Here is a 21,029-nt window from a genome sequence, read left to right on the forward strand (position 1 = left end):
TGCGCAGCTCGTCCGCACGTGCAGGTCGGTGCCCCTCGTGTCTCCTGCCGGCCGTCCGTGTCGGACGGCGCCACTCGGCGTCCCCGGACGGTGCCGAGTGACACGGGCTACCGGGCGGTGGGGAGAATGAGGGGCGTGAGTGAGCAGCCCAGTCGGTACACCCGGTCGTTCAGCGGCATGGCGGGGGCGCTGATCGTCACGGTGGCCGTCGTCGTCGCGTTCGTGACCTGGCGCGGGCTGTTCCGCGGCGAGGCCGAGGAGACGACTCCGGAGCCGGTCGACTGGCAGGCCAGCGTCGGCCTCGCCGAGCAGGCCGGCTTCGCGGTGGTGCACCCGCGCGAGCTCCCGGCCGGCTGGACGGCGACGAGCGTCGACCTGGCCGCCGGCGACGACCCCCGCTGGGGGCTCGGCGTGCTCACCGACGACGGGAAGTTCATCGGCATCCGCCAGGAGGAGACCTCCTCGGTCGACGACCTCGTCGAGCTCTACGTCGACGAGAAGGCCGAGCAGGGCGACGACGCGGACGTGCCGTCCGGGGTCACCGACACCTGGCAGACGTGGTCGGACGACGGGGGCGACCACGGCTTCTCCGCCGACCTCGACGGTGAGGCGCTGCTGGTCTACGGGTCGGCGCCGGTCGCCGACGTCGAGGCCTACGTGGGGCTGCTGACCCGCTGAGGGGTCTCGTGACGGGACTTCGTCCCTCCTCGACCGGCGGAGCGGGGGCTCAGTCCTCGGCGTCGGGGCCGATCGCCTCGTCGAGCCGGCGCCGCGCGCCGTCGAGCCACTCCTGGCAGACCTTGGCGAGCGCCTCGCCGCGCTCCCACAGGGCGAGCGACTCCTCGAGGGTGGTGCCGCCGGCCTCGAGGGTGCGGACCACCTCGACGAGCTCCTCGCGCGCCTCCTCGTAGCTCGGCTGCTGGGCGGGGGCGTCACTCATCGGCGTCCTCCTCGACGTCGTGCGGCTCGATGCCGCTGGTGGTGGCGTGGATGCGGCCGTCCGCGACCCGGACCGACACGGCGGAGCCGACGGCGGCCTGGGCGACCGACGTCACGACGTGTCCGTCGGCGTCCTGGAGCACCGCGTAGCCGCGCTGCAGGGTCGCCAGGGGAGAGAGGGCCTGGGCGCGGGCGCGCTGGTGGCCGATGTCGTCGGCGGCCCGGTCGAGGCGGTGCGAGAGGGTGCGGCGGGCGCGGGCGAGGAGGGCGTCGAGCTCGTCGGTGCGGGCGTCGAGCAGGTTCCTCGGATCGGCCATCGCCGGGCGCGAGCGCAGCTGCAGCAGCCAGTCCTGCTCGCGGGCGATCCGCTGGGTGATCACCTGGCGCAGCCGGTCGCGCGCCCAGGCGACCCCGTGCGCCTCCTCGGCCATGTCGGGGACGACGAGCTTGGCGGCGTCGGTGGGCGTCGAGGCGCGGACGTCGGCGACGAGGTCGAGCAGCGGCTGGTCGGGCTCGTGGCCGATCGCCGACACCACGGGCGTGCGCAGGCCGTGGACGACGCGGACCAGCGCCTCGTCGGAGAACGGCAGCAGGTCCTCGATGGACCCGCCCCCGCGGGCCACGACGATGACGTCGACGTCGGGGTGGCGCTCGAGCCGCTCGAGCGCCTCGATGACCTCGGTCACCGAGCGCTGGCCCTGCATCGCGGCGTAGGCGACCTCGAACTGCACCGCCGGCCAGCGCCGGCGCGCGTTCTCCAGGACGTCGCGCTCGGCGGCGCTGTTGGGTGCGGTGACGAGGCCGACGCGGGTGGGCAGGAAGGGCAGGTCGCGCTTGAGCTCGGGGGCGAACAGGCCCTCGGCGGCGAGCAGCTGGCGGCGGCGCTCGAGCCGCGCGAGCAGCTCGCCGAGTCCGACCATGCGGATCTCGCGGGCGGCGAGGGAGAACGAGCCGCGGTTGGCGTAGAAGCTCGGGCGCGCGTGGACCACGACGCTCGCGCCCTCGACCAGCGGCGGGTTCATCGAGTCGAAGAGGGTGCGCGAGCAGGTGAGCGTGACCGAGATGTCGGCCACCGTGTCGCGCAGGGTCATGAAGACGGTCTGCATGCCCGGGCGCCGTGTGACCTGGGCGACCTGGCCCTCGACCCAGACGCCGCCGAGCCGGTCGATCCACTGCGCGACGGCGTTGGCGACGGCCCGCACCGGAGCCGGGGACTCGGCCGTGGCGTCGCGGAGGGTGGGCACGCGGCGAGGATAGGGGAGGGGACGGACACGCCCGTAGACTCGACCCCATGAGCACCGACCTCGGCCTGCCCCCGGTCCTCGACCCCGAGACCGCCCGCAACGTCCTGCTGGCGGCTCCCCGCGGCTACTGCGCGGGCGTCGACCGGGCCGTGATCACGGTCGAGAAGGCGCTCGACCTCTACGGCGCGCCGGTCTACGTCCGCAAGCAGATCGTGCACAACAAGCACGTCGTCGCCAACCTCGAGTCGCGGGGCGCGATCTTCGTCGAGGAGCTCGACGAGGTGCCCGAGGGCCAGACGGTGGTGTTCTCCGCCCACGGTGTCTCGCCCGCCGTGCACGCCCAGGCGTCCGAGCGCGGCCTGAAGACCATCGACGCGACCTGTCCGCTGGTGACGAAGGTGCACCACGAGGCCAAGCGGTTCGCGGCGGACGACTACGACATCCTGCTCATCGGCCACGCGGGCCACGAGGAAGTCGAGGGCACTGCCGGCGAGGCGCCCGACCACATCCAGCTGGTGGAGAGCCCGGCCGACGTCGCCCGCATCGAGGTGCGCGACCCGGCGCGGGTCGCCTGGCTGTCGCAGACCACCCTCAGCGTCGACGAGACGCTCGAGACCGTGGCCGCGATCCGTGAGAAGTTCCCGCTGCTGCTCGACCCGCCGAGCGACGACATCTGCTACGCCACGCAGAACCGCCAGCTCGCGATCAAGGAGATCTCGGCCGAGGCCGACCTGGTGATCGTGGTCGGCTCGCGCAACTCGTCGAACTCGGTGCGCCTGGTCGAGGTCGCGCTCGAGGCCGGCGCGAAGGCGTCGTACCTCGTCGACGACCACACCGAGATCGACGAGGCCTGGCTCGAGGGCGTCGAGACGGTGTCGGTCACCTCGGGGGCGTCGGTCCCGGAGGACCTGGTCGAGGGCGTCCTCGCGTTCCTGTCCGAGCGGGGCTACCCCGACGCGCGAGCCGTGCACTCGGCCGAGGAGTCGCTCATCTTCGCGCTGCCGCCCGAGCTGCGCCGCGACCTGCGCGCCGCCCAGAAGGCCTGAGACGCCGATGGCCCGCTTCCTCGACATCCACCCGGACAACCCGCAGGGCCGCCTGGTCACCCAGGTGGTGGAGGCGCTGCGCGACGATGCGCTGATCGCCTACCCCACCGACTCCGGCTACGCGCTCGGCGCCCAGCTCGGCAACCGCGAGGGCCGCGACCGGATCCTGCGCATCCGTGAGCTCGACGAGCGGCACCACTTCACGCTGATGTGCAAGGACTTCTCCCAGCTCGGCCACTTCGTCCACGTCGACAACAACGCGTTCCGGGCGATCAAGGCCACGACCCCGGGGCCGTACACCTTCATCCTCCCCGCGACCGGCGAGGTCCCGAAGCGGCTCATGCACCCCAAGAAGCGCACGGTCGGCGTCCGGATCCCCGACCACGTGCTGGTGTGCGCGCTGCTCGAGGAGCTCGGGGAGCCGATGCTCACCAGCACCCTGATCCTGCCCGGCGAGACCGAGGCGCGGACCATGGGCTGGGAGATCAAGGAGGATCTCGACCACGTGGTCGACATCGTGATCGAGTCGGGCGAGGTCACCGCCGAGCCGACCTCGGTGATCGACTGGTCGGAGGCCGAGCCGGTCGTCGTGCGCCACGGCGCCGGCGACGTCTCCCGCTTCGAGGACTGACCTCCCCCGTTCCTCGCGCTGGCTGGCGGTGGCTGAGCCACCTTTCCCCGCGGCGGAACGTGGGTGGGGCACCGCTACCCGGCATGTCGGGCTGCGGCGTGCGGGTGAGCGGTGGCTGAGCCACCTTTGCTTGCGGCGGAATGTGGGTGGGTCACCGCTGCCCCGGCATGTCGGGCCGGTCGGCGTCAGGTGAGCTCGCGGCTGAGCTCGGCGACGAGGTTGCCGCCGCGGTGCAGCCGCCAGCCCAGCCAGGCCAGGCACAACGCGTAGCCGGCACCGAGGGCGACGCCGTGGGTGGCGACGCCGGACACGACCGCCTGCAGCAGGCTGTCGGCGGGGTCGGCGACGACGTCGCGGGCGACCAGGGCGAGGAACGCGACGACGACCGTCATCAGCAGCGGCGGGAGGAACGCGACGAGGAGGAAGTCGCGCCGTCGGACGAGGGTCGCGAGCAGCAGGCACGCCGCGGTGAAGCAGAGGTCGAAGAAGATCGTCAGCCGGCCGACGAGCAGCACGTCGACGGCGACGGCCGTGAGGATCACCGCGACGCCCAGGGCGACGACCTGACGGCCGGGCTCCTGCCCGGCCTGCCAGTACGGCTCGGCGTGCGTCACGTGCCTCAACCTAGGTCCGTCGTCAGGCGCCCTCGGCGCGGCGCGCCGGGGGTGCGGCCGGCTGGTCGTCGATGAGGTCGTCGATGGTCGGGTCGCCACGGCCCGCGTCCAGCACGGTCGAGACGTCGGCCGACGAGAGCTCCGGCGCGGCGAGCGAGCGGGGGACGGTCTCGACCTGGCGGGGCGCGTCGAGGCCCTCGGAGGTGACGCCGAGCTCGGAGAAGCGGCGCGCCGAGACCAGGACGCGGCCCTCGAGGGAGCCCATCGCCTGGTTGTAGGCCACGACGCTGGCGTTGAGCGAGCGCCCGACGCGGTCGAGGTGGCCGGCCATCGAGCCGAGGCGGGAGTGGAGCTCCTGGCCGAGGCGCTGCACCTGCTCGGCCTGGGCGTTGAGCACCTCGTGCTGCCAGCCCTGGGCGACGGTGCGCAGCAGCGCGATCAGGGTCGAGGGCGTGGCCAGCACGACGTTGCGCGCCGTCGCCTGCTCGACGAGGTCGGGGACTGCCTGGAGCGCGGCCTGCAGGATCGCCTCGCCCGGAAGGAACAGCACGACGAACTCAGGCGTGCTGGTCAGCGCTTCCCAGTAGCGCCGGGACCCGAGGTCGGCGACGTGCGTGCGGACGTGCTCGCCGAGGCGGCGCAGCGCGCGGTCGTGCTCGTCGGGGTCGTCGGCGGAGGTCAGGTCGAGGAACGCCGCCAACGGGGCCTTGGCGTCGACGGCGATGGTCCGCCCGCCGGCGAGCGAGACCACGAGGTCGGGGCGCAGCCGGCCGTCGTCGACGCGGACCTGCTCGGCGAAGTCGCAGTGGTCGACGAGCCCGGCGAGCTCGACGGTGCGGCGCAGGTGGAGCTCGCCCCACTGCCCGCGCACCTGCGGCTTGCGCAGGGCCGTGGCGAGCGTGGCCGTCTCCCGGCGCAGGGTGTCGGTGGAGTGGCGCATGTCGGCCACCTGCTGGTTGAGCTGGGACTGCCAGGCGACCCGGTCGTGGGCCAGGTCGCTGAGCTGGTCCTGGAGGCGGTCGAGGCCGTCGCGCACCACCGCGTGGTCGGCCGCGCGCTGCTGGAGCGCGGCCACCGCGGGGTCGTCCGCGGGGCGGCTGCGCGACCACAGCACGCCGATCAGGGCGCCGAGCGCCAGGCCGACGGCGAGGACCAGCGCCAGGGTGAGGAGCAGGGGGAAGGTGTCCATGTCCCCAGCATGGACCGCGCCACCGACAGCCGCGTGGCCGGATCTCGTCGTCCGGTGGCGCTCCTGCCACTCGCCGGCAGCGCCCACTCGGTGCACCATCGTCCGGTGACCACCACGACGCCGTCCGGCAGCGGCCCCGACCTCGCCCGGGGCCCGCGCCTGCACTGGGCGTGGGTGGTGGCGGCGACGGCGTTCGTGACGCTCGTCGGCGCCGCCGCCTTCCGCTCCGTCCCGGGCGTCCTCGTCGAGCCGCTGCACGACGAGTTCGGCTGGTCCCACGGGCTGATCGGCTCGGCGGTGTCGGTCAACCTGATGCTCTTCGGGCTGATCTCGCCGTTCGCGGCCGCGCTGATGGACCGGTTCGGGGTCCGCCCGGTCGTGACCTTCGCGCTGCTGATGGTCGCGGTCGGCAGCGGTCTCACCGTGTTCATGACCCAGGCGTGGCAGCTGGTGGTGTGCTGGGGCCTGCTGGTCGGGATCGGTACGGGGTCGATGTCGATGGCCTTCGTCGCGACGATCACCAGCCGCTGGTTCGTCGCGCGCAGAGGTCTCGTGAGCGGCATCCTCACCGCCGGCAACGCGACCGGACAGCTGGTCTTCCTCCCGGTCGTGGCGTGGCTGGCCACCCACCACGGGTGGCGCACGGCGGCGCTCGTCGCGTCGGCCGCGGCGCTCGCCGTCGTACCGCTGGTCCTGCTCCTGCTGCGCAACCACCCGGTCGACCTCGGCCTCACGGCGTACGGCGCGACCGAGGCCGACCCCGGCCCGCCGCCCCACCAGCAGGTCGGGTCGAGCGCGGGGCGGGCCGTGTCGGTGCTGCTCGACGCCGCGCGGAGCCGTACGTTCTGGCTCCTCGCCGGGGGCTTCGCGATCTGCGGGATGACCACCAACGGGCTGATCGCCACCCACTTCGTCCCGGCCGCCCACGACCACGGCATGCCGGCCACGACGGCCGCGTCGCTGCTGGCCGTCGTCGGGGTCTTCGACGTCGTCGGCACGATCGCCTCCGGCTGGCTCACCGACAAGGTCGACCCGCGGCTCCTGCTGGTCGGCTACTACGCGCTGCGCGGCGTCGGGCTGATGACGCTCCCGGCGCTCATGTCCCCGCACGTCGAGCCGAGCATGTGGGTCTTCATCATCGTCTACGGCCTCGACTGGGTCGCGACGGTGCCGCCGACGGTGGCGATCTGCCGGGAGTGGTTCGGGGCGGCGACCGGGCCGATCGTCTTCGGCTGGGTCTTCGCCAGCCACCAGGTCGGCGCCGCGCTCGCCGCGACCGGGGCGGGCATCGTCCGGGACGTCACCGGCGGCTACGACCCGGCGTTCTACGCCGCGGCCGGGCTGTGCGTGGTGGCCGCGGTGATGTCGTACGCCATCCGGCGACGGCCGGCGGTGCCCGTCAGCTGAGGTCGACGACCACCGGGGCGTGGTCCGACGGCGAGCCGGTGCCCTGCGCAGGGTCGCGCTCGTCACGGTCGATGAAGGCGCCTGTGACCCGGGAGGCGAGGTCGGGGGAGCCGAGGACGAAGTCGATCTTGAGGCCCCGGTCGCGCTCGAAGCGCTGGCGGTAGTAGTCCCAGTAGGTGTAGCCGGGGGCGTGGGCGCGGGTGGTCTCGACCCAGCCGTCGTCGAGGAAGGCCTGGAAGGCGGCGCGCTCGGGCGGCGTCACGTGGGTCGACTTCGCGAACTGCGTGACGTCGAAGACGTCGTCGTCGGTGGGGCAGATGTTCCAGTCGCCGACCATCGCGGTCGGGGTGTCGAGCCAGCCGCCCGCCGTCTCCCGCAGCCGGGCCAGCCAGTCGAGCTTGTAGACGTAGTGCGGGTCGTCGGGCTTGCGGCCGTTGGGGACGTAGAGCGACCAGATCCGGACCCCGCCGCAGGTCGCGCCGATCGCGCGTGCCTCGGCCGCCGCCGGGTCGCCGTAGGGCGGCATGCCCTCGAAGCCGACCTCGACGTCCTCGAGCCCGACCCGGGAGAGGATCGCGACGCCGTTCCACTGGTTGACGCCGGCGACCGCGACGTCGTAGCCCATCGCCTGCAGGCCCATCAGCGGCAGCTGGTCCTCGCGGGCCTTCGTCTCCTGCAGGGCCAGGACGTCGACCTCGTGGCGGGCGAGGAACGCCTCGACGCGGTCGATGCGGGAGCGGAGGGAGTTGACGTTCCAGGTGGCGATGCGCACCGGGACACCCTAGGCAGTGTCCACAGACGTTCGGCCGAAGGGACTGACTTCGCGGCCTGGACCCGGTAGCGTCGAGGGAAGTGCGAGCGCCCCCTCTGTCCCGAGCGGAGTGGGCGCTCGTGCCGTGTGCCCCTCCTGCGGGCGGCCCTACCGAGGGGTAACGTCGGGTCGTGCCCTCCCAGCCCTCCACCATCCTCTCCGCGCGCGACCTGCAGTTCCTGCTGTTCGAGTGGCTCGACGTCGAGGCGCTGGGCGAGCGCCCGCGCTTCGCCGAGCACGACCGCGAGTCCTACGACGCCCTCCTCGAGCTCTGCGAGCAGCTCGCGACCGAGCACTTCGCGCCGCACTACCGCAAGAGCGACACCGAGGAGCCGAGCTTCGACGGCGAGAAGGTGACGCTGATCCCCGAGATCGGCGCCGCGCTCAGCCAGTTCGCCAAGGCCGACCTGCTCGGCCTGACCCTGGACGCCGAGACCGGCGGTCACCAGGTGCCGCAGACGGTGGCCGCCGCCTGCATGGCGTGGTTCACCGCCGCCAACATCGGCACCGCGGCGTACTCGTTCCTCACCGTGGCCAACGCCGGGCTGCTGCTCGCCCACGGCACCCCCGAGCAGGTCGAGCGCTACGCCGCGCCGATGCTCGAGGGCCGCTTCTTCGGGACGATGACGCTCTCCGAGCCGCACGCCGGGTCGAGCCTGGGTGACGTCGTTACGAAGGCCGTGCCGGCCGACGACGGCAGCTATCGCATCTTCGGCAACAAGATGTGGATCTCCGGCGGCGACCACGAGATGGGCGAGAACATCGTCCACCTCGTGCTGGCCAAGCTCCCCGACGCGCCCGCCGGCACCCGCGGCATCTCGCTGTTCATCGTGCCCAAGCACCTCGTCGGTGAGGACGGCTCGATCGGCGAGCGCAACGACGTGACGCTCGCCGGCATCAACCACAAGCTCGGCTCGCGCGGCACGGTCAACACCGCTCCGGTCTTCGGCAGCGGGGCCTACACGCCGGGCGGCGCCGCGGGTGCCGTCGGCTACCTCGTCGGCGAGCCGAACAAGGGCCTGTCCTACATGTTCCACATGATGAACGCGGCGCGCCTCGGCGTCGGGATGTCGGCGACCACCACCGCCTACACGGCCTACCTGAAGTCGCTGGAGTACGCGCGGGAGCGCCCGCAGGGCCGCCACCTCGCCGGCGGCGACCCCGCCGGTCCGCAGGTGCCGATCATCGAGCACGCCGACGTGCGCCGGATGCTGCTCGCGCAGAAGTCGTACGTCGAGGGCGCGCTCGCGCTCAACCTTTACTGCTCGCGGCTGCTCGACCTGCAGGTCAGCGCCGTCGACGACGACGAGCGGGTCGAGGCGAGCCGCCTGCTCGACGTGCTGACGCCGATCGCGAAGTCGTGGCCCTCGCAGTGGGGCCAGGAGTCCAACAGCCTGGCCATCCAGGTGCTCGGCGGCGCCGGCTACACCCGCGACCACGACCTCGAGGCGCACTGGCGCGACCAACGGCTCAACCCGATCCACGAGGGCACGCACGGCATCCAGGCGCTCGACCTGCTCGGCCGCAAGGTTCTCGGCGGAGGCGGCGCCGCGCTGATGGCGCTCGCCGGCCGGATCGGCGAGACGGTGCGGCGCGCCACGGCTCTCGGGGGCGAGCCCGCCGAGCACGCCGCCGCGCTGCAGGCGTCGGTCGACCGGCTCGGGGAGGTCACGATGATGCTCGCCGGTCTCGGCGACCCCGACCGCACGATGGCCAACGCGACGGTCTACCTCGAGGCCGCCGGGCACGTCGTCGTGGCGTGGATGTGGCTCGAGCAGCTCGTCGCGGTGGGGGAGCAGCAGGGCGACTTCTACGACGGCAAGCGGGCTGCCGCGCGCTACTTCTTCCGCTGGGAGCTGCCCAAGGTGGGCCCGATGCTCGACCTGCTCGCCTCGGGCGACACCACGACGCTCGAGATGCGCGCCGACTGGTTCTAGCCGGCAGTCGGCTCGGGCTCCCGGACCGGTTCGAGGAACTCGCTCAGCAGGCCGGGGGTGGCGCGGTCGGCGAGCGCGACGGCCACCTCCAGCCCGACGTCGCGGACCAGGACGTGCTCGCGGCCGGCCGCCGTGGTCGCGGTGACGTCGGCCAGGCCGATCCGGCGCTGCCACCACGACTGGGCGACGACCCAGCCGATGATCCCGTCGGTCTCCAGCACCGTGCGGATCCGGGCCAGGTCGCCCCGCCCGGCGACGAGGTGGCGCTCGCCGAGGGCGTGCCCGAGGTGGCGATAGGACGCCTCGCCGACCAGCAGGGACAGGGCGACCGCGACGACCCCGAGGGCAGCCACCCACCCCCAGCCGACGTCGAGGAAGTACGCGCCGACACCGGCCGCCACGGTGAGGACGAGGGCTCCCCGGACCTTGCGGAACCACGCGCGGCGGCGGGCGCGCGGACCGTGCGCGACCAGCGGGGCGGTGAGGGGAGCCGGGCTGTTCAGCACGGCGCCACCGACGCCGGTGGCGACGTCGCGCGGGCACGGCGGCAGCACCTGCGTGACGCCGTCCTCCACGCCGGTGGCCAGGGTGGAGAGCTCCGCCCCGCCGACGAGGCGCAGCAGGCCCGGCTCGACGAGCTCGACGCCGCGGACCTTGGCCTCCTCGACCGTGATCGACCGGGTGGTGAAGAGCCCGGACGTGAGGTGCAGCGAGCCGTGCTCGCGCACCAGCAGGAAGCGCCACCACTGGACGACGTAGCCGGCGGTCGAGATGACCACCCAGGCGGCGAGCGCGAGGACGGCGAGCACCGCCGCGACGGCCGCGACGGCGTACTGGGTGACCCACTCCCAGGCCGACGTCGCCGTGTCCTCGTTCCAGATCGGCAGGTCGTCGGCGAACTGGGAGAACGCGCCGAGCGCGCCGGCGACGATCACCAGCCGGCTCAGGCTGAAGGGGGCGAAGCGCAGCCACGACCAGTCGATGCCGGCCAGGCGCACGGGTGCCGGCACCGGCACGTGCACGGGCGCCGCGTCGTCCGGGGCACCGGCGTCGACACCCTCGGCGTCGTCGGAGGTCGTGACCGGCGCCGGCGGGACCTCGCGGCGGCGCAGCAGCGTCGTGCGCAGGGCCTGGGCGTCTGCGGCGGCCAGGGCGTCGAGGGTGATCCTGTCGTCGTCGACCCCGGTCCCGACCTCGACCTTCTGCAGGCCGAGCAGGCGGTGCAGGAGCGAGGCCTCGAGGTCGACGCTGCGGACCCGGTCGAGGGGAGCGGTCGAGGTCTTCTTGTTGAGCACCCCGCTGCGGACCTGGATCTGGGCGTCGGTCAGGCGGTAGTGGGTGGTCAGCCACGGCAGCGCGCCGAGCACGACGGGGCCGAGCACGGCGAGCGGGAAGATGATCGGCCAGTACGCCGGGTCGCTGCGGCTGACGCCGACGAGCGCGATGACCACGGGGACGATGGCCTGGCGCACTGCCTTGACGGGGTCGAGCAGGAGCTTGCGCGGGCTGAGCCTGACCCAGCCGTCGCCGGGGACGGGGATCACGTCGCGTCGCCCTCGGTGGTGGCCGTGATCGCGGTCAGCCGGCCGACCACGTCGCGCGCGACCTCGGCGTCGAGGCAGTCGACGGTGATCGGGCCGGACGCCGACGCGGTCGTGACGGTGATCGAGGCAAGCCCGAAGAGCCGCATCAGGGCGCCCTGGCGCGAGTCGACGGTCTGGACGCGGCTGATCGGCGCGATCCGGCTGGTACGTCCGACCCAGCCCTCGCGGGTGTGGACCGCGAGGTCGTTGACCTCCCAGCGGTGGACCCGGAAGCGGATCCGCGGCATCGCCACCACGTGCACGACCGACCCCACGGCGAGCAGCGCGACCAGCAGCCCGACCCAGCCCGGGACGCGGGGCACCAGCAGCCAGGCGGCGGTCGCCGCGGCCACCAGCACGACGTCGCCGAGCAGGGCCGAGACCCGCCAGTAGGCGACGGCGCGCGGCGAGACCTGGTGTGCGGGCGCGCGCAGGACGGGCGTTGCCCCCATGGTGTGCATGGTCCGAGTCTTGCAGGTCGTGCCGACGCAGAGACGCACGGGGAAGTTGTGCAAAATGAGGCATGTCCGATTATCGGTCGATTGTCTGCAGGTCAGCCAGCCGTCGCTGACCAGCAACATCCGAGCGCTTGTGGCCACCGGGGCGCTCGTCGAGTCGCCGGGCCAGGATCGACGCACTCGGGTGTACGTCATCAATGAGCCGCGCCTTCGCGAGCTCTACGCAGCGCTGGGGCAGTTCGCAATCGATCCGACCATCACAACGGATCCCGTCTGAACGCATGACGCGGGGGATCGGCGCCCAGACGCACCGCGTCCGCCAGCGCCTTCCCGGAGGACGCGTGGCGTTAGTTCTCGCAGGCAGTGCGTCGTCGTCGCGGTCAAGGTTGCGGTGGTTCTCCCAGTACACCGCACGCGCTCGGGGCGACGAGGCCGGGCGCGAGTAGCCGTCGCGCACCGCGCGCGACGCAGCAGCTGAGCTCTTCGCGACCCCGTTGGGCCACACGCGCGTCAGTGCGTCGCACGAGCGGAACTTGGGGGCCGCTGCCTGGGCCGGGGCGGAGGTCAGGACGGTGCCGGCGAGCAGCGCCGCGGCGAGGGTGGGGCCGAGGGTCTTCATGGGCAGACCGTAGAGCCTTTGCCTGCTCCCGCGTGGCACGTTCTTGCGGGGGCTTCGCCAGGCGAGCTGGGCTCACCGACGACATCGTCCTTCCCCCCGGTTGCTCCGGGGGGAAGGACGATGCCAGGTCGAGGTCAAACCCAGGCCGTGCTCATGCACCCTGCGTAGGCGTGACATGCCGTCGCGCTGACCCTCCGCACCGGCGAGTAGACCATCGCCGTGTTCCAGATGCCGCCCTGGTAGTAGTAGCCGCCGGGGTTGTAGCCGGTGTCCTGCTTGATCTGGAGGTTGGTCGGCTGCCACCGCACTTGGGCCCAGTTGGTCTGGCAGTGGGGCGACCACATCACGTCGACGCGGAGGTTCGGGTCGTAGGGGGCGTTCTTGAACGCGACCGAGTAGGCCCCGCTCGAGCACAGTCGACCGCCGGGGCCGATCGTCGTGTACGGGTTCTTGCCGCTGCAGTAGTCCCCGTAGCAGGACACAGCGGCGTTCGCCGGTGGGACCGTCAGGCCCAGAAGCGCGGCGAGGGTGAGGACGGCGAGCACGGGTGCAAGGGACAGGATGCGACGCATGGGTGCTCCTCGGGTTCGAGGCCGCGTTGTCGGCCGGAGTCGTGCCCTCAGGGTCCAGGGGACCGACGTGGTTCTGCCAGCAGAGAACCTAGCTTTGGAGGGACGTCACCTGCGCCGTGAGGCCGTAGGGGAGCGATGGGAAGAGCTCCTGGCCGGTGCTGTCGACCATCTTGTAGCGGATGATCCGCGTCCCTGGGACGAATGCACCGATCAGCGTGGTTCGCAGGGTCACCTCCTCGCCAGGGAGAACGGTCGGGATGACGATCGATGCTGCGGCACCAGGCACCTCGGGGCCGCTGCGCCGGCCGGTCCTACGTAGGTGCCGGTCAACCCACGGCACGGACCCGGAGTTCGAGATCCGCCACCACTTCTCGTGAGTCTCGCCGGCCATGAGCTCCACGTCGTCGGGGCTCTCGTCGAGGAACGTCACCTCGTCTCCCGGGACCCCCTCCGCCGCGCCTTCGGGCCGGGGCGCCGACGAAGCGGCGGCGCGAGCCGAGCTCACGCGGAGATCTTCCAGCAGGCCGATCAGAACGCCCTCACCGCCGAGGATCTCGTCATAGCGCTGCACCACTCGAGCCGATGGGGGCTTCAAACCTCTCTCCACCTCGGACAGGAAGCCCTTGGACACGCTGAGATGTTCGGCCATCGCGGGCAGGGTCACGCCGGCACCAATGCGAGTGTGACGGAGCATCTCGCACAGGAGGCTGAGCAGGCCGGCCGCTTCGGTCATGGTCGCAGTCTTCCGCTTCAGACATCCGCTATGCGACGACCTGCTCCCTAGGAGACTGCCGGGCGACGGCACTCGGGCTCGTCAGCTCGCGTTCGTGCACGGGAAGCTCAAGCTCTCTTGCGCGCCCGGAGTGGCGGCCTCCACTCTAGGGGCCCGCCTCCGACAGGGAGCGCACTTACCACGCAAGGGGGAGGCATGAGCGTCACTGTGAGCCTAGGAAGCCCCCACCTGGCCGCCGCCGTGCGCACTGAACCGACCACCGCAGGGAGGCCGAGTCGATGACCATTCCCTCTTCCGTGACGCAGTTGCTGGTCATGCTCGTCCTGGTGATCCCAGGTTTCGTCTACCAGGCCGTGCGTATCCGCATCGTTGGGCGCAAGCCTGGGGACACCGACCTACCCACCCGCATCCTTCGAGCGATCGTGATCAGCACTATGTTCGCGCTGATCTATCTCGCCGTCCTCGGCCCGGAGATCACCACCGCGGCGCAGGATCAGGCACAGCTGGCCGGCCACCCGCGCCGCTTCGCCCTGATGAGCTTCGTGGCCGCATTCGTCGTCCCCACCATCAGTGCCATCGCGTTTAACCGCGGCGAGATCGACCTGAAGGTCAACCGGAAGTTGATCCTGCACCCGATCAAGACGATTCGGTCCGAGGAATGGACCCGCTACGACCTGCGTCCGTCTGCGTGGGACGTGGCGTTCCAGGGCGCGCGCGTGGGTTTCGTACGAGCGCGGATGGCCGACGGCACCTGGGTTGCGGGCTACTACGGGCCCAATTCCTACGCCTCTTCCCATCCGGACCCTCAAAACTTGTTCCTCGAGCTGGCGTTCGCTGTCGACTCGACCGGCAAGATTGGAGAGCCGATCGTTGGGTCGGCCGGCGTTGTGATTGATTGCAGGAATGCCCTGGTCGTTGAGCTGCTCAAGATCGAACCCGAACAGGCAGAACCCGACCCCATCGGACCCCCGCCACAGACACCCAGTCTTGGGGCACAATGAAAGTCACGACCCAGGAGGCACAGATGGCGGACAAGACGCTCCCGCCCCGTCACGGCGGCTACAAGCCGAGGCCGGACTCGCTGACCGACCCCCGGCGGGTGGCGCCCCCACCGCCGCGGCCGCCGGCGGGCCAAGGTGCCAGTTCCTCCTCGACGAAGGGTGACGCCCGATGAGCGACAGCCAGCGCCCGAGCCATCAGGTCTTCTCCGCGACTGAGGAGAAGGGCTTCAAGCCCAACACCGGCTACAAGCCCACCAGTGCTCCCGCACCCACGACCCCGCCCAAGCCCCCCACGGGCGGCGGGGCCGGGTCTCCGAAGAAGGACTGAGGTCCGACGTGGACAACACCGACAAGGCGCCGGAAGGCGAACTTCAGCACGGCTACACCCCGAAGGTCGAGGAGGGGTACAAGCCGAAGCCCGTCACAGCAACCGCGACTCACCCGCCGAAGCCTCCCGCCGGGAGCGGCGCCAGCTCCCACCAGGAGCCGAAGAGCTGATCGATCTGGGGCTGAAGTCCCGCGTCCCGCTCAAGGGGGCTCGGTTGGGTGATCGCGAACTTTGGTGCGCGCTTGGTCTCAGTGGAAGGTGAGGCCGAAGAGCTTGGCGACGTACTCGAGGTCGGGGTCACGGTTCGACAGATCGCGTTCCGCCCCTGCGGGTGCCAGGTTGCCGTACGGCGGGGGAGGGATCGTGGCCCAGCACTCCCACTCCGTGCTGTGCCTCGAGGCGTAGCGGATGCCTACGGGCACAGCACCGTCGTCGAGGTACTGCGCTGAGATCCACTCTGCGAGGGAGCACGTCAGTTCTCGGTCGTTGCTGCGGAGCTCGCTGACGTCCAGCTCCTCGACGCCCAGATCCGTCAGGAGGTCCGCGCAGGACTCGCTGATCGCTGCGATCGACTCGTGGTGTTCGATGTGGACGTACGGGCCGACCTCTGGTGGCGTGCGGTGGTGGAGCTGGATGAGGCGCCGCTCGGCGCGCCAGACCTGCGCGATGTGGCCGGGCCGCATGTGACCGAGCTCGTCCCACTCGCGGGTGATGGGGTCGTCGCCCTCGTCGACGTCGTTGAACGCCTCTCGCATCAGCTCAAGGATCTGGCTTGTTCGTGGCTTGAACGAGGCGAGGACCTCAGCCAGGGCTCCCCGTCGGGTGGTGGCGCTGTACACCGTGCCGTGTTCGCCGGGTAGATCGAAGCGGTTCCACTTCTTGGGTGGCTGCCCTTCTCGGGGGCGGCCGCTGACGGCCGGCCGGTTGTTCTTGAAGACCCGCCAGGTGCCGCGGGTCGGGAACGGGACGAGGACCAGCCCGGTCGACTGGCACACCCGAACCTCAGGGTCGGTGGTCGCGTCCGTGCTGGTCCCCGTTGCTGCCATGCCCGCACCCTAAGCACACCCAGGCGTGCGCGTGTGTGCAGCCCCTGTTACTGGTTCTCGACGAAGTTCTCAGCAGCTACCAGGACTCGGGCGATGTCGGTCCCGTCCGCGTCCCTGAGGACTTCCACCGGGGAGCGCTCTCCGAGGTACGGGTTCGTGCCGATGAACCACGCTCGAGCGATGTGGTCGGTCTCAGCGGTCGCCACGATCATCCAGGCGCGGTGGGCGTTGCGCACTCTCTGCTCGGCCGTCACGCGTGGCGTCACGTCACCGCTCGCCCACTTCGCTGGCATCTTGCGGTCCTTGACCCCTGCAAGCAGTGCGACCAGCGAGGGGCCGAGGTGGGTGTTGAGGTGCGCGACGATCTGCGGGAAGTCCATCCGCGTCGTAGCTTGGTGGGTCTCGATACCGGTGATGATGCTCATTGCTGCTGCCTCCTTGGGCATCGGCTTCCATCAGCATACCCCGGAAAACCCCCAAAAACACCCTCTTAATCCCGCGTGATCCCCACTCTACCGATGCTCCCCGAAGCGTGACGGCCACGGCCATCAGGCACGTCAGCGCGAAACTGGCACAACGTCCTTGCAATAGGCCTCATGTTGGTGTTCTCTAAACTTGAAGCGTGCATTACTCGACTAAATGTGAAGTGAGAGCGGCGTGACCGAGGGACCGAAGAGTGATTGGGTGGATGCCTCGCTGGGTGAGCAGCGGGCGCGGATCGAGCACGAGATCGTCGCAGCGCTGTGCGAGGCGCATGCCGACGCGGTCGGGGCGCACGACAGTCAGGGGTCCCAGGCGCGTGACACCTTCGGCACGACCATGTGGGTACGGCAGCACGAGATCCTCAACGAGCGGCTGCGGGCCGTGCCGGGGATCGTGTTCCGCAAGCCGGCGGGGGAGCACAGTCGGTACGAGTATCCGATCGTCGAGTCCACCAACACGGTGATCGTCCCGCTCATGTTCTCCTCTGACCAGCGTTTCCGGCACGACGACGTCCACCGGATCAAGCCGTCGCGCCTGCGTCTTGCGTTGCTCGACGGCTTCGCTCCTCCGGCGCAGCCGGACCTGTTCGACGCCATCTCTGACGAGGACTACGAGGCCAGCTACCTCGAGGCGGTTCACGCTCACGAGCAGCTGGAGAGCGCAGGCCGCACGCTGGTGGTGGCGTTTGGAAGAACCCCTACGGGCATCTTCGAGCTCGGGTTGGCCGAGGTCGTCGTCGACGATCGCGACAAGGGCGAGATCAGCTGGCGGCGGTGGCACAAGCTGCCGGTGTACGCCGACGTCGAGTCGATCCCGGTCCCGCCGCAGCTGCGAGTCGTCGAGCCGCCGGCGGCCGACGAGCGGTTCGACGCCGCCGACGACCACGCGGACGACGAGCTCGGGTACCGGCTGCGTGAGACTCGCCAGCCCGGCGCCGCGGGCGAAGGCCCGACGCCGTGACGCCTCCCACCCCCTCTGCCGGCCCCTCTGCCGGCCACGCTGCCGGCCACGCTGCCGGCCACGCTGCCGGCCACGCTGCCGGCCACGCTGCCGGCCACGCTGCCGGCCACGCTGCCGGCCATGCGACGGGCACAGGTCTGGGTGCTGGGTCGTTCGACCCGGCGCGACTGACCCAGGCGCGCCGCCTGAGTGGCCTCACCAAGAAGGCCCTCGCAGAAGCGGTGGGCGTGACTCCCGTCGCCGTCGGCCAGTGGGAGGCCGGCGCAAGCCCGCCGCGCCCACAGCACCTGCTGGCGGTGTGCGAGGAACTCGACCTGCCGCTGTCGTTCATGCTCGCCGGACGCCCCCACGCCCGCCTGGAGGTGTCGGGGGCACACTTCCGCAGCCTGCGAAGCGCGCCCGGGCGGGATCGTGAACGCGCCACCGCGTTCACCGAGCAGCTGTGGGAACTCACCCACGCGATCGAAACCCACGTCGTACTGCCTCCGGTCGACCTGCCCGGCTTCAGCGCCGGCGAGCTCACCGCAGGCGACATGCCGAAGGACCCCGTCGAGGCAGCACGCGAGCTGCGGCGCCGTTGGGGCGTGCCAGCCGGGCGCATCCCGCGAGTCGTCCGCCTCCTCGAGCGTCGCGGCATCGTCGTCGCCCTCAACCGGTTCGCCGGCGACCAGACCGGCAAGGTCGATGCGTTCTCCACCTCCCGGCTACCCCGCCCGCTGGTGGTGCTCACACCAGATAGGGCCGACGACGTCTACCGTCACCGCTTCAGCGCATGCCACGAGCTCGGGCACCTGATCCTGCACGGCGACGTCGAACCGGGCGATCGCCAACAAGAGCGCGAGGCCGACCAGTTCGCCGCCGAGTTCCTCACCCCGCGCGCCGAGATCGTGCCGCTCCTCCCGAAGCGGATGGACATGAACGCACTGACGAAGCTCAGCGCGGAGTGGGGGGTCAGCGTCAGCTCGCTCATCTACCGCTGCCGCGAAGTCGGCACCATCTCCGAGCCCACCTACCGCCGCGCATTCCAGCGGCTGAACCAGCTCACCAACATGGGCCTCTTCCAGCCCCACCCGGTGCGGGACTACCCCGGCGAGGTGCCGAAGCTGCTGATCGGGGCCTACGAGCTGGGAGAGCAAGCAGGTGTCCTGGACATCACCGGGCTCGCAGACGCGCTGTGCGTGCGACCCAAGCGCGTACGCGAGCTCCTCGGTATGCCTGACGACAAGCCACGCCTCGAGCTCGTCGACTGACCTGCCACCCATTCCCACACACCGCACCCACTCCAGGCCTTCGATCCACACCCGCGCCCGGCCACGGTCGGGTGGGTTCAGGTCCTGGCTCAGGTCCTGGTGTCGCCGACGATCGCGTGGAACAGCAGCAGGGCCCCGCCAGCTGCACCGACCCCGGTCAGGACTGCCGTGGGCCAGGACTGACCGCCGAGGAACCTCAGCACTCCTGCACCGATCCCTACGAGGGTGGCCAGCAGCAGCACGAGGGTGGCGCGGGTCGACAACAGCGGATCGGTGGTGGTGGTGGGTGACATCGTGGTCTCCTTCGCTCGCCGCCGGGGGCGGGTGGCCTCGACCCGCCTGACGTAGGCCGGATCAGCGTGTTTGGTGTTGTTTCGTCTCACGGACTTATAGGTCCACCAGACGCCATCACCCCACGCGTGACCTGCAGAAATGTCGCTGCCGAGGCGGGATGGGAACCCGCCGGAAAAAAGTTCAGATCAGAGCGTGGGGTGCGTCGAGGTCGCGGACATATAAAAGGGCGACTGTGTTTCTTGTTTGTTCAGCCGGAGCCTGCGGAGGTTGGGCAGACAACGAATGACAATCGGCCTTCTGCTTCACCTGGCCGATCACCAACACCCCACGATCAGCACACACGCACATCCAGCAACGACGAGACACCGAGACGAGACATGAGAGGAGGCACCGCCGCGATGGCACGACACTCCAGCGCCACCCCCACCCCCACCGGCACCCCCGGCAGCATCAGCAGCGCAGACGACGAGCAGCACGCGGACGGTGCCGCCCTTACAACCTCGGACGCCACCGCCTCGCACGCCGACGAGCTCTCACTCGAGGACCTCTACCCCGAGGGCGGACTCGAAACCGGAGACGACCAGGACGACCCGGATGACGGGGACGAGGAGGACGAAGAGGCTGAACTCGATGCCGCCGAGCTGGCCGAGCTGGCTGGCGACGTCGACGCGGACGCCGAGGCCGGACGCGAAGCCGTGTACTCCGGACTCACAAAGGCCGAGCGCGACGAGCTCGACGCCCTCGCGGAGCGGATCGCCCGGCAGGCATCCGACAAGGAGCTGATCGCCGAGCTGCGCAGCAACGGCTTCGAGGGCCGTAAGTACGAGGTGTTCGCCGACGACCTGGCCCGCTACGCCCTCTCGGTGCTCGGTGGGTGGCTGCGCACCGGCCACATCTTCACGCTGGCTCGCCGCGCGGACCCCTACGAGGAGGAGCTCTTCGAGTTCGCCGACAGCAAGGACGCCCGCACCGAGCTGGCCGTGATGACGATCGCGACCGCGATGCCGGCCTTCCGTGAGCGCGCGCTCGTCGACAGCGGATGGGATCCCGAGAAGGGCGCCAGCCTGACCACCTACTTCATGGGAGCCGTCGTTTTCGCGTTCCCCAACCAGCTGCGCGACCGCAGGCGACTCACCAACCGCTGGCAGCGACAGGACCGTCAGCACACCGGCGAACTGGTCAACCTCGACCGAGGCGCGATCACCGACACCGCAGACCTCGCCGTCGGCAACGCCCGCGTGATCGACCACCTGAACAGCCTCAAGCCCAGAGAGCGGAACATCGTGGCCGCCACCCTCGACGGCTACAGCCAGGAAGAGATGATCGAGATGTTCGGCGAGGAATCAGTCCGCGCAATCGAGGGCGTCCTGTACCGGTGGCGCACCCGCGAGCAGCGCACCCTCCACCACGACCCCACCGACGCCATCGACAACGGCCCGCGCCACACCCGGCCGGGAAGGGGTAACCGATGAACCAGCACACCCACGGCCCGACCGCTGATCCCACCGACGACGATCCTGGGCTGGACAAGATCCGGGACCTGATCGCCCGCTCGTCTCTCGGGACCGCCGGCGCAGTCGCGCTACGCAACCGCACCGCGCCCGAGCTCTCCGAACTCACCCGCCAGCTCACCGCGCTGCGCAACCAGCTCGCCCACTCCACGACACTGTCGAGCGACGACCTGGTCAACCTGACCCTGCTCGCCGAACAGTGCGACAAGCTCGGGCTGCGCGACCTCGCGCACTGGGCGCACGCCGAACTTGCCGCGGCCCACCTCGAGCGGCTCGCACACACCTCCGAGCTCCTCGGCAACCACGCCGAGGCCGCAACGTGGCGGGCCCGAGCCGCCACCCTGCGCCAGACCTTCGGCAGCTGATCACCGAC

Annotated in this window: 24 protein-coding genes; 11 read left to right on the forward strand and 13 right to left on the reverse strand. The window is 71.0% G+C overall.

The genetic code is table 11. The features are described 5' to 3' along the window. Positions 1–135: 135 nt before the first annotated feature. The gene (locus tag KDN32_RS03660) at positions 136–678 is read left to right on the forward strand and encodes a DUF4245 family protein (protein ID WP_211730748.1); all 543 of its coding nucleotides are present in this window, start codon (positions 136–138) and stop codon (positions 676–678) included. A gap of 49 nt (positions 679–727) precedes the next feature. Here KDN32_RS03660 and KDN32_RS03665 read toward each other — a convergent pair whose 3' ends face one another. Together KDN32_RS03665 and xseA are read right to left on the reverse strand one after the other, a co-directional pair. After that, on the reverse strand, positions 728–940 hold the full coding sequence (locus tag KDN32_RS03665; protein ID WP_211730749.1) for an exodeoxyribonuclease VII small subunit: 213 nt from the start codon (positions 938–940) through the stop codon (positions 728–730). After that, positions 933–2,183, reverse strand: coding sequence for an exodeoxyribonuclease VII large subunit (gene xseA / locus KDN32_RS03670; RefSeq protein ID WP_211730750.1), 1,251 nt, complete (start codon positions 2,181–2,183; stop codon positions 933–935). The genes KDN32_RS03665 and xseA overlap by 8 nt, the downstream gene beginning before the upstream one ends. A gap of 47 nt (positions 2,184–2,230) precedes the next feature. Between xseA and KDN32_RS03675 the strand changes: the two genes are divergently transcribed. Both KDN32_RS03675 and KDN32_RS03680 read left to right on the forward strand, forming a co-directional pair. Continuing rightward, the gene (locus tag KDN32_RS03675; protein ID WP_211730751.1) at positions 2,231–3,229 is read left to right on the forward strand and encodes a 4-hydroxy-3-methylbut-2-enyl diphosphate reductase; all 999 of its coding nucleotides are present in this window, start codon (positions 2,231–2,233) and stop codon (positions 3,227–3,229) included. 7 nt (positions 3,230–3,236) lie between these two features. Then, the gene (locus KDN32_RS03680; RefSeq protein ID WP_211730752.1) at positions 3,237–3,860 is read left to right on the forward strand and encodes an L-threonylcarbamoyladenylate synthase; all 624 of its coding nucleotides are present in this window, start codon (positions 3,237–3,239) and stop codon (positions 3,858–3,860) included. 185 nt (positions 3,861–4,045) lie between these two features. On the opposite strand, the gene KDN32_RS03685 is transcribed toward KDN32_RS03680, so the two are convergent. Then, a complete protein-coding gene (locus KDN32_RS03685; protein ID WP_211730753.1) occupies positions 4,046–4,474 on the reverse strand; it encodes a DUF6542 domain-containing protein in 429 nt (142 codons plus the stop codon). 22 nt (positions 4,475–4,496) lie between these two features. Further along, a complete protein-coding gene (locus KDN32_RS03690) occupies positions 4,497–5,663 on the reverse strand; it encodes a DNA recombination protein RmuC (RefSeq protein WP_211730754.1) in 1,167 nt (388 codons plus the stop codon). Positions 5,664–5,768: 105 nt separating this feature from the next. On the opposite strand from KDN32_RS03690, the gene KDN32_RS03695 reads away from it, so the two are divergent. Further along, positions 5,769–7,070 carry an MFS transporter gene (locus tag KDN32_RS03695; RefSeq protein WP_307853691.1) on the forward strand — a complete coding sequence of 434 codons (1,302 nt, stop codon included), beginning with the start codon at positions 5,769–5,771 and terminating at the stop codon, positions 7,068–7,070. On the opposite strand, the gene KDN32_RS03700 is transcribed toward KDN32_RS03695, so the two are convergent. Continuing rightward, positions 7,063–7,842 (reverse strand): exodeoxyribonuclease III, encoded by a 780-nt coding sequence (locus KDN32_RS03700; protein ID WP_211730756.1) that lies wholly within the window; start codon positions 7,840–7,842, stop codon positions 7,063–7,065. The two genes, KDN32_RS03695 and KDN32_RS03700, sit on opposite strands and share 8 nt — an antisense overlap. A gap of 170 nt (positions 7,843–8,012) precedes the next feature. Here KDN32_RS03700 and KDN32_RS03705 point away from each other — a divergent pair, with 170 nt between their 5' ends. Beyond that, a complete protein-coding gene (locus KDN32_RS03705) occupies positions 8,013–9,818 on the forward strand; it encodes an acyl-CoA dehydrogenase (RefSeq protein ID WP_211730757.1) in 1,806 nt (601 codons plus the stop codon). Here the strand turns inward: KDN32_RS03705 and KDN32_RS03710 are convergent. The 5 genes from KDN32_RS03710 to KDN32_RS03730 all read right to left on the reverse strand — a co-directional run bounded on the left by KDN32_RS03710 (position 9,815) and on the right by KDN32_RS03730 (position 13,783). Beyond that, positions 9,815–11,362 carry a PH domain-containing protein gene (locus KDN32_RS03710; protein WP_211730758.1) on the reverse strand — a complete coding sequence of 516 codons (1,548 nt, stop codon included), beginning with the start codon at positions 11,360–11,362 and terminating at the stop codon, positions 9,815–9,817. The genes KDN32_RS03705 and KDN32_RS03710 overlap by 4 nt on opposite strands. Continuing rightward, positions 11,359–11,853: a PH domain-containing protein gene (locus KDN32_RS03715; RefSeq protein WP_211730759.1), complete on the reverse strand. Its 495-nt coding sequence runs from the start codon at positions 11,851–11,853 to the stop codon at positions 11,359–11,361. The genes KDN32_RS03710 and KDN32_RS03715 overlap by 4 nt, the downstream gene beginning before the upstream one ends. Before the next feature lie 79 nt (positions 11,854–11,932). Continuing rightward, complete coding sequence (locus tag KDN32_RS03720) at positions 11,933–12,478, reverse strand: hypothetical protein (RefSeq protein WP_211730760.1); 546 nt, start codon at positions 12,476–12,478, stop codon at positions 11,933–11,935. 134 nt (positions 12,479–12,612) lie between these two features. Then, positions 12,613–13,050 (reverse strand): hypothetical protein, encoded by a 438-nt coding sequence (locus KDN32_RS03725; RefSeq protein WP_211730761.1) that lies wholly within the window; start codon positions 13,048–13,050, stop codon positions 12,613–12,615. Positions 13,051–13,138: 88 nt separating this feature from the next. After that, entirely contained in the window at positions 13,139–13,783 is a 645-nt protein-coding gene (locus KDN32_RS03730) for a helix-turn-helix domain-containing protein (protein WP_211730762.1), read from the reverse strand. 278 nt (positions 13,784–14,061) lie between these two features. Here KDN32_RS03730 and KDN32_RS03735 point away from each other — a divergent pair, with 278 nt between their 5' ends. Further along, positions 14,062–14,784, forward strand: coding sequence for a DUF6338 family protein (locus tag KDN32_RS03735; protein WP_211730763.1), 723 nt, complete (start codon positions 14,062–14,064; stop codon positions 14,782–14,784). A gap of 169 nt (positions 14,785–14,953) precedes the next feature. Further along, positions 14,954–15,112, forward strand: coding sequence for a hypothetical protein (locus KDN32_RS03740; RefSeq protein ID WP_211730764.1), 159 nt, complete (start codon positions 14,954–14,956; stop codon positions 15,110–15,112). Between the two features lie 248 nt (positions 15,113–15,360). On the opposite strand, the gene KDN32_RS03745 is transcribed toward KDN32_RS03740, so the two are convergent. Next, positions 15,361–16,158: an RES domain-containing protein gene (locus tag KDN32_RS03745; protein WP_211730765.1), complete on the reverse strand. Its 798-nt coding sequence runs from the start codon at positions 16,156–16,158 to the stop codon at positions 15,361–15,363. A gap of 47 nt (positions 16,159–16,205) precedes the next feature. Further along, on the reverse strand, positions 16,206–16,583 hold the full coding sequence (locus KDN32_RS03750) for a hypothetical protein (RefSeq protein WP_211730766.1): 378 nt from the start codon (positions 16,581–16,583) through the stop codon (positions 16,206–16,208). 259 nt (positions 16,584–16,842) lie between these two features. Between KDN32_RS03750 and KDN32_RS03755 the strand changes: the two genes are divergently transcribed. Together KDN32_RS03755 and KDN32_RS03760 are read left to right on the forward strand one after the other, a co-directional pair. Further along, positions 16,843–17,601 (forward strand): hypothetical protein, encoded by a 759-nt coding sequence (locus KDN32_RS03755; RefSeq protein ID WP_211730767.1) that lies wholly within the window; start codon positions 16,843–16,845, stop codon positions 17,599–17,601. Further along, the gene (locus KDN32_RS03760) at positions 17,598–18,851 is read left to right on the forward strand and encodes a helix-turn-helix domain-containing protein (protein WP_211730768.1); all 1,254 of its coding nucleotides are present in this window, start codon (positions 17,598–17,600) and stop codon (positions 18,849–18,851) included. Before KDN32_RS03755 ends, KDN32_RS03760 begins: the two co-directional genes overlap by 4 nt. Before the next feature lie 89 nt (positions 18,852–18,940). Here the strand turns inward: KDN32_RS03760 and KDN32_RS03765 are convergent, their stop codons facing one another. Next, positions 18,941–19,144 carry a hypothetical protein gene (locus tag KDN32_RS03765; RefSeq protein WP_211730769.1) on the reverse strand — a complete coding sequence of 68 codons (204 nt, stop codon included), beginning with the start codon at positions 19,142–19,144 and terminating at the stop codon, positions 18,941–18,943. Between the two features lie 399 nt (positions 19,145–19,543). Between KDN32_RS03765 and KDN32_RS03770 the strand changes: the two genes are divergently transcribed. Both KDN32_RS03770 and KDN32_RS03775 read left to right on the forward strand, forming a co-directional pair. Further along, positions 19,544–20,617: a hypothetical protein gene (locus KDN32_RS03770; protein WP_211730770.1), complete on the forward strand. Its 1,074-nt coding sequence runs from the start codon at positions 19,544–19,546 to the stop codon at positions 20,615–20,617. Continuing rightward, positions 20,614–21,021 carry a hypothetical protein gene (locus KDN32_RS03775; RefSeq protein ID WP_211730771.1) on the forward strand — a complete coding sequence of 136 codons (408 nt, stop codon included), beginning with the start codon at positions 20,614–20,616 and terminating at the stop codon, positions 21,019–21,021. The genes KDN32_RS03770 and KDN32_RS03775 overlap by 4 nt, the downstream gene beginning before the upstream one ends. The last annotated feature ends 8 nt before the right edge of the window (positions 21,022–21,029 follow it).

It is taken from the genome of Nocardioides palaemonis, assembly GCF_018275325.1.
GTDB lineage: Bacteria > Actinomycetota > Actinomycetes > Propionibacteriales > Nocardioidaceae > Nocardioides > Nocardioides palaemonis.

Excerpts from the sequence above, each read along its gene's own strand:
- KDN32_RS03745 (WP_211730765.1), bottom strand. The coding sequence starts at position 16,158 with ATGGCAGCAACGGGGACCAGCACGGACGCGACCACCGACCCTGAGGTT.
- KDN32_RS03715 (WP_211730759.1), bottom strand. The coding sequence starts at position 11,853 with ATGGGGGCAACGCCCGTCCTGCGCGCGCCCGCACACCAGGTCTCGCCG.
- KDN32_RS03680 (WP_211730752.1), top strand. The coding sequence starts at position 3,237 with ATGGCCCGCTTCCTCGACATCCACCCGGACAACCCGCAGGGCCGCCTG.
- KDN32_RS03775 (WP_211730771.1), top strand. The coding sequence starts at position 20,614 with ATGAACCAGCACACCCACGGCCCGACCGCTGATCCCACCGACGACGAT.
- KDN32_RS03740 (WP_211730764.1), top strand. The coding sequence starts at position 14,954 with ATGAGCGACAGCCAGCGCCCGAGCCATCAGGTCTTCTCCGCGACTGAG.
- KDN32_RS03765 (WP_211730769.1), bottom strand. The coding sequence starts at position 19,144 with ATGTCACCCACCACCACCACCGATCCGCTGTTGTCGACCCGCGCCACC.
- KDN32_RS03690 (WP_211730754.1), bottom strand. The coding sequence starts at position 5,663 with ATGGACACCTTCCCCCTGCTCCTCACCCTGGCGCTGGTCCTCGCCGTC.
- KDN32_RS03750 (WP_211730766.1), bottom strand. The coding sequence starts at position 16,583 with ATGAGCATCATCACCGGTATCGAGACCCACCAAGCTACGACGCGGATG.
- KDN32_RS03770 (WP_211730770.1), top strand. The coding sequence starts at position 19,544 with ATGGCACGACACTCCAGCGCCACCCCCACCCCCACCGGCACCCCCGGC.
- KDN32_RS03725 (WP_211730761.1), bottom strand. The coding sequence starts at position 13,050 with ATGCGTCGCATCCTGTCCCTTGCACCCGTGCTCGCCGTCCTCACCCTC.
- KDN32_RS03675 (WP_211730751.1), top strand. The coding sequence starts at position 2,231 with ATGAGCACCGACCTCGGCCTGCCCCCGGTCCTCGACCCCGAGACCGCC.
- KDN32_RS03730 (WP_211730762.1), bottom strand. The coding sequence starts at position 13,783 with ATGACCGAAGCGGCCGGCCTGCTCAGCCTCCTGTGCGAGATGCTCCGT.
- KDN32_RS03735 (WP_211730763.1), top strand. The coding sequence starts at position 14,062 with ATGACCATTCCCTCTTCCGTGACGCAGTTGCTGGTCATGCTCGTCCTG.
- KDN32_RS03720 (WP_211730760.1), bottom strand. The coding sequence starts at position 12,478 with ATGAAGACCCTCGGCCCCACCCTCGCCGCGGCGCTGCTCGCCGGCACC.
- KDN32_RS03665 (WP_211730749.1), bottom strand. The coding sequence starts at position 940 with ATGAGTGACGCCCCCGCCCAGCAGCCGAGCTACGAGGAGGCGCGCGAG.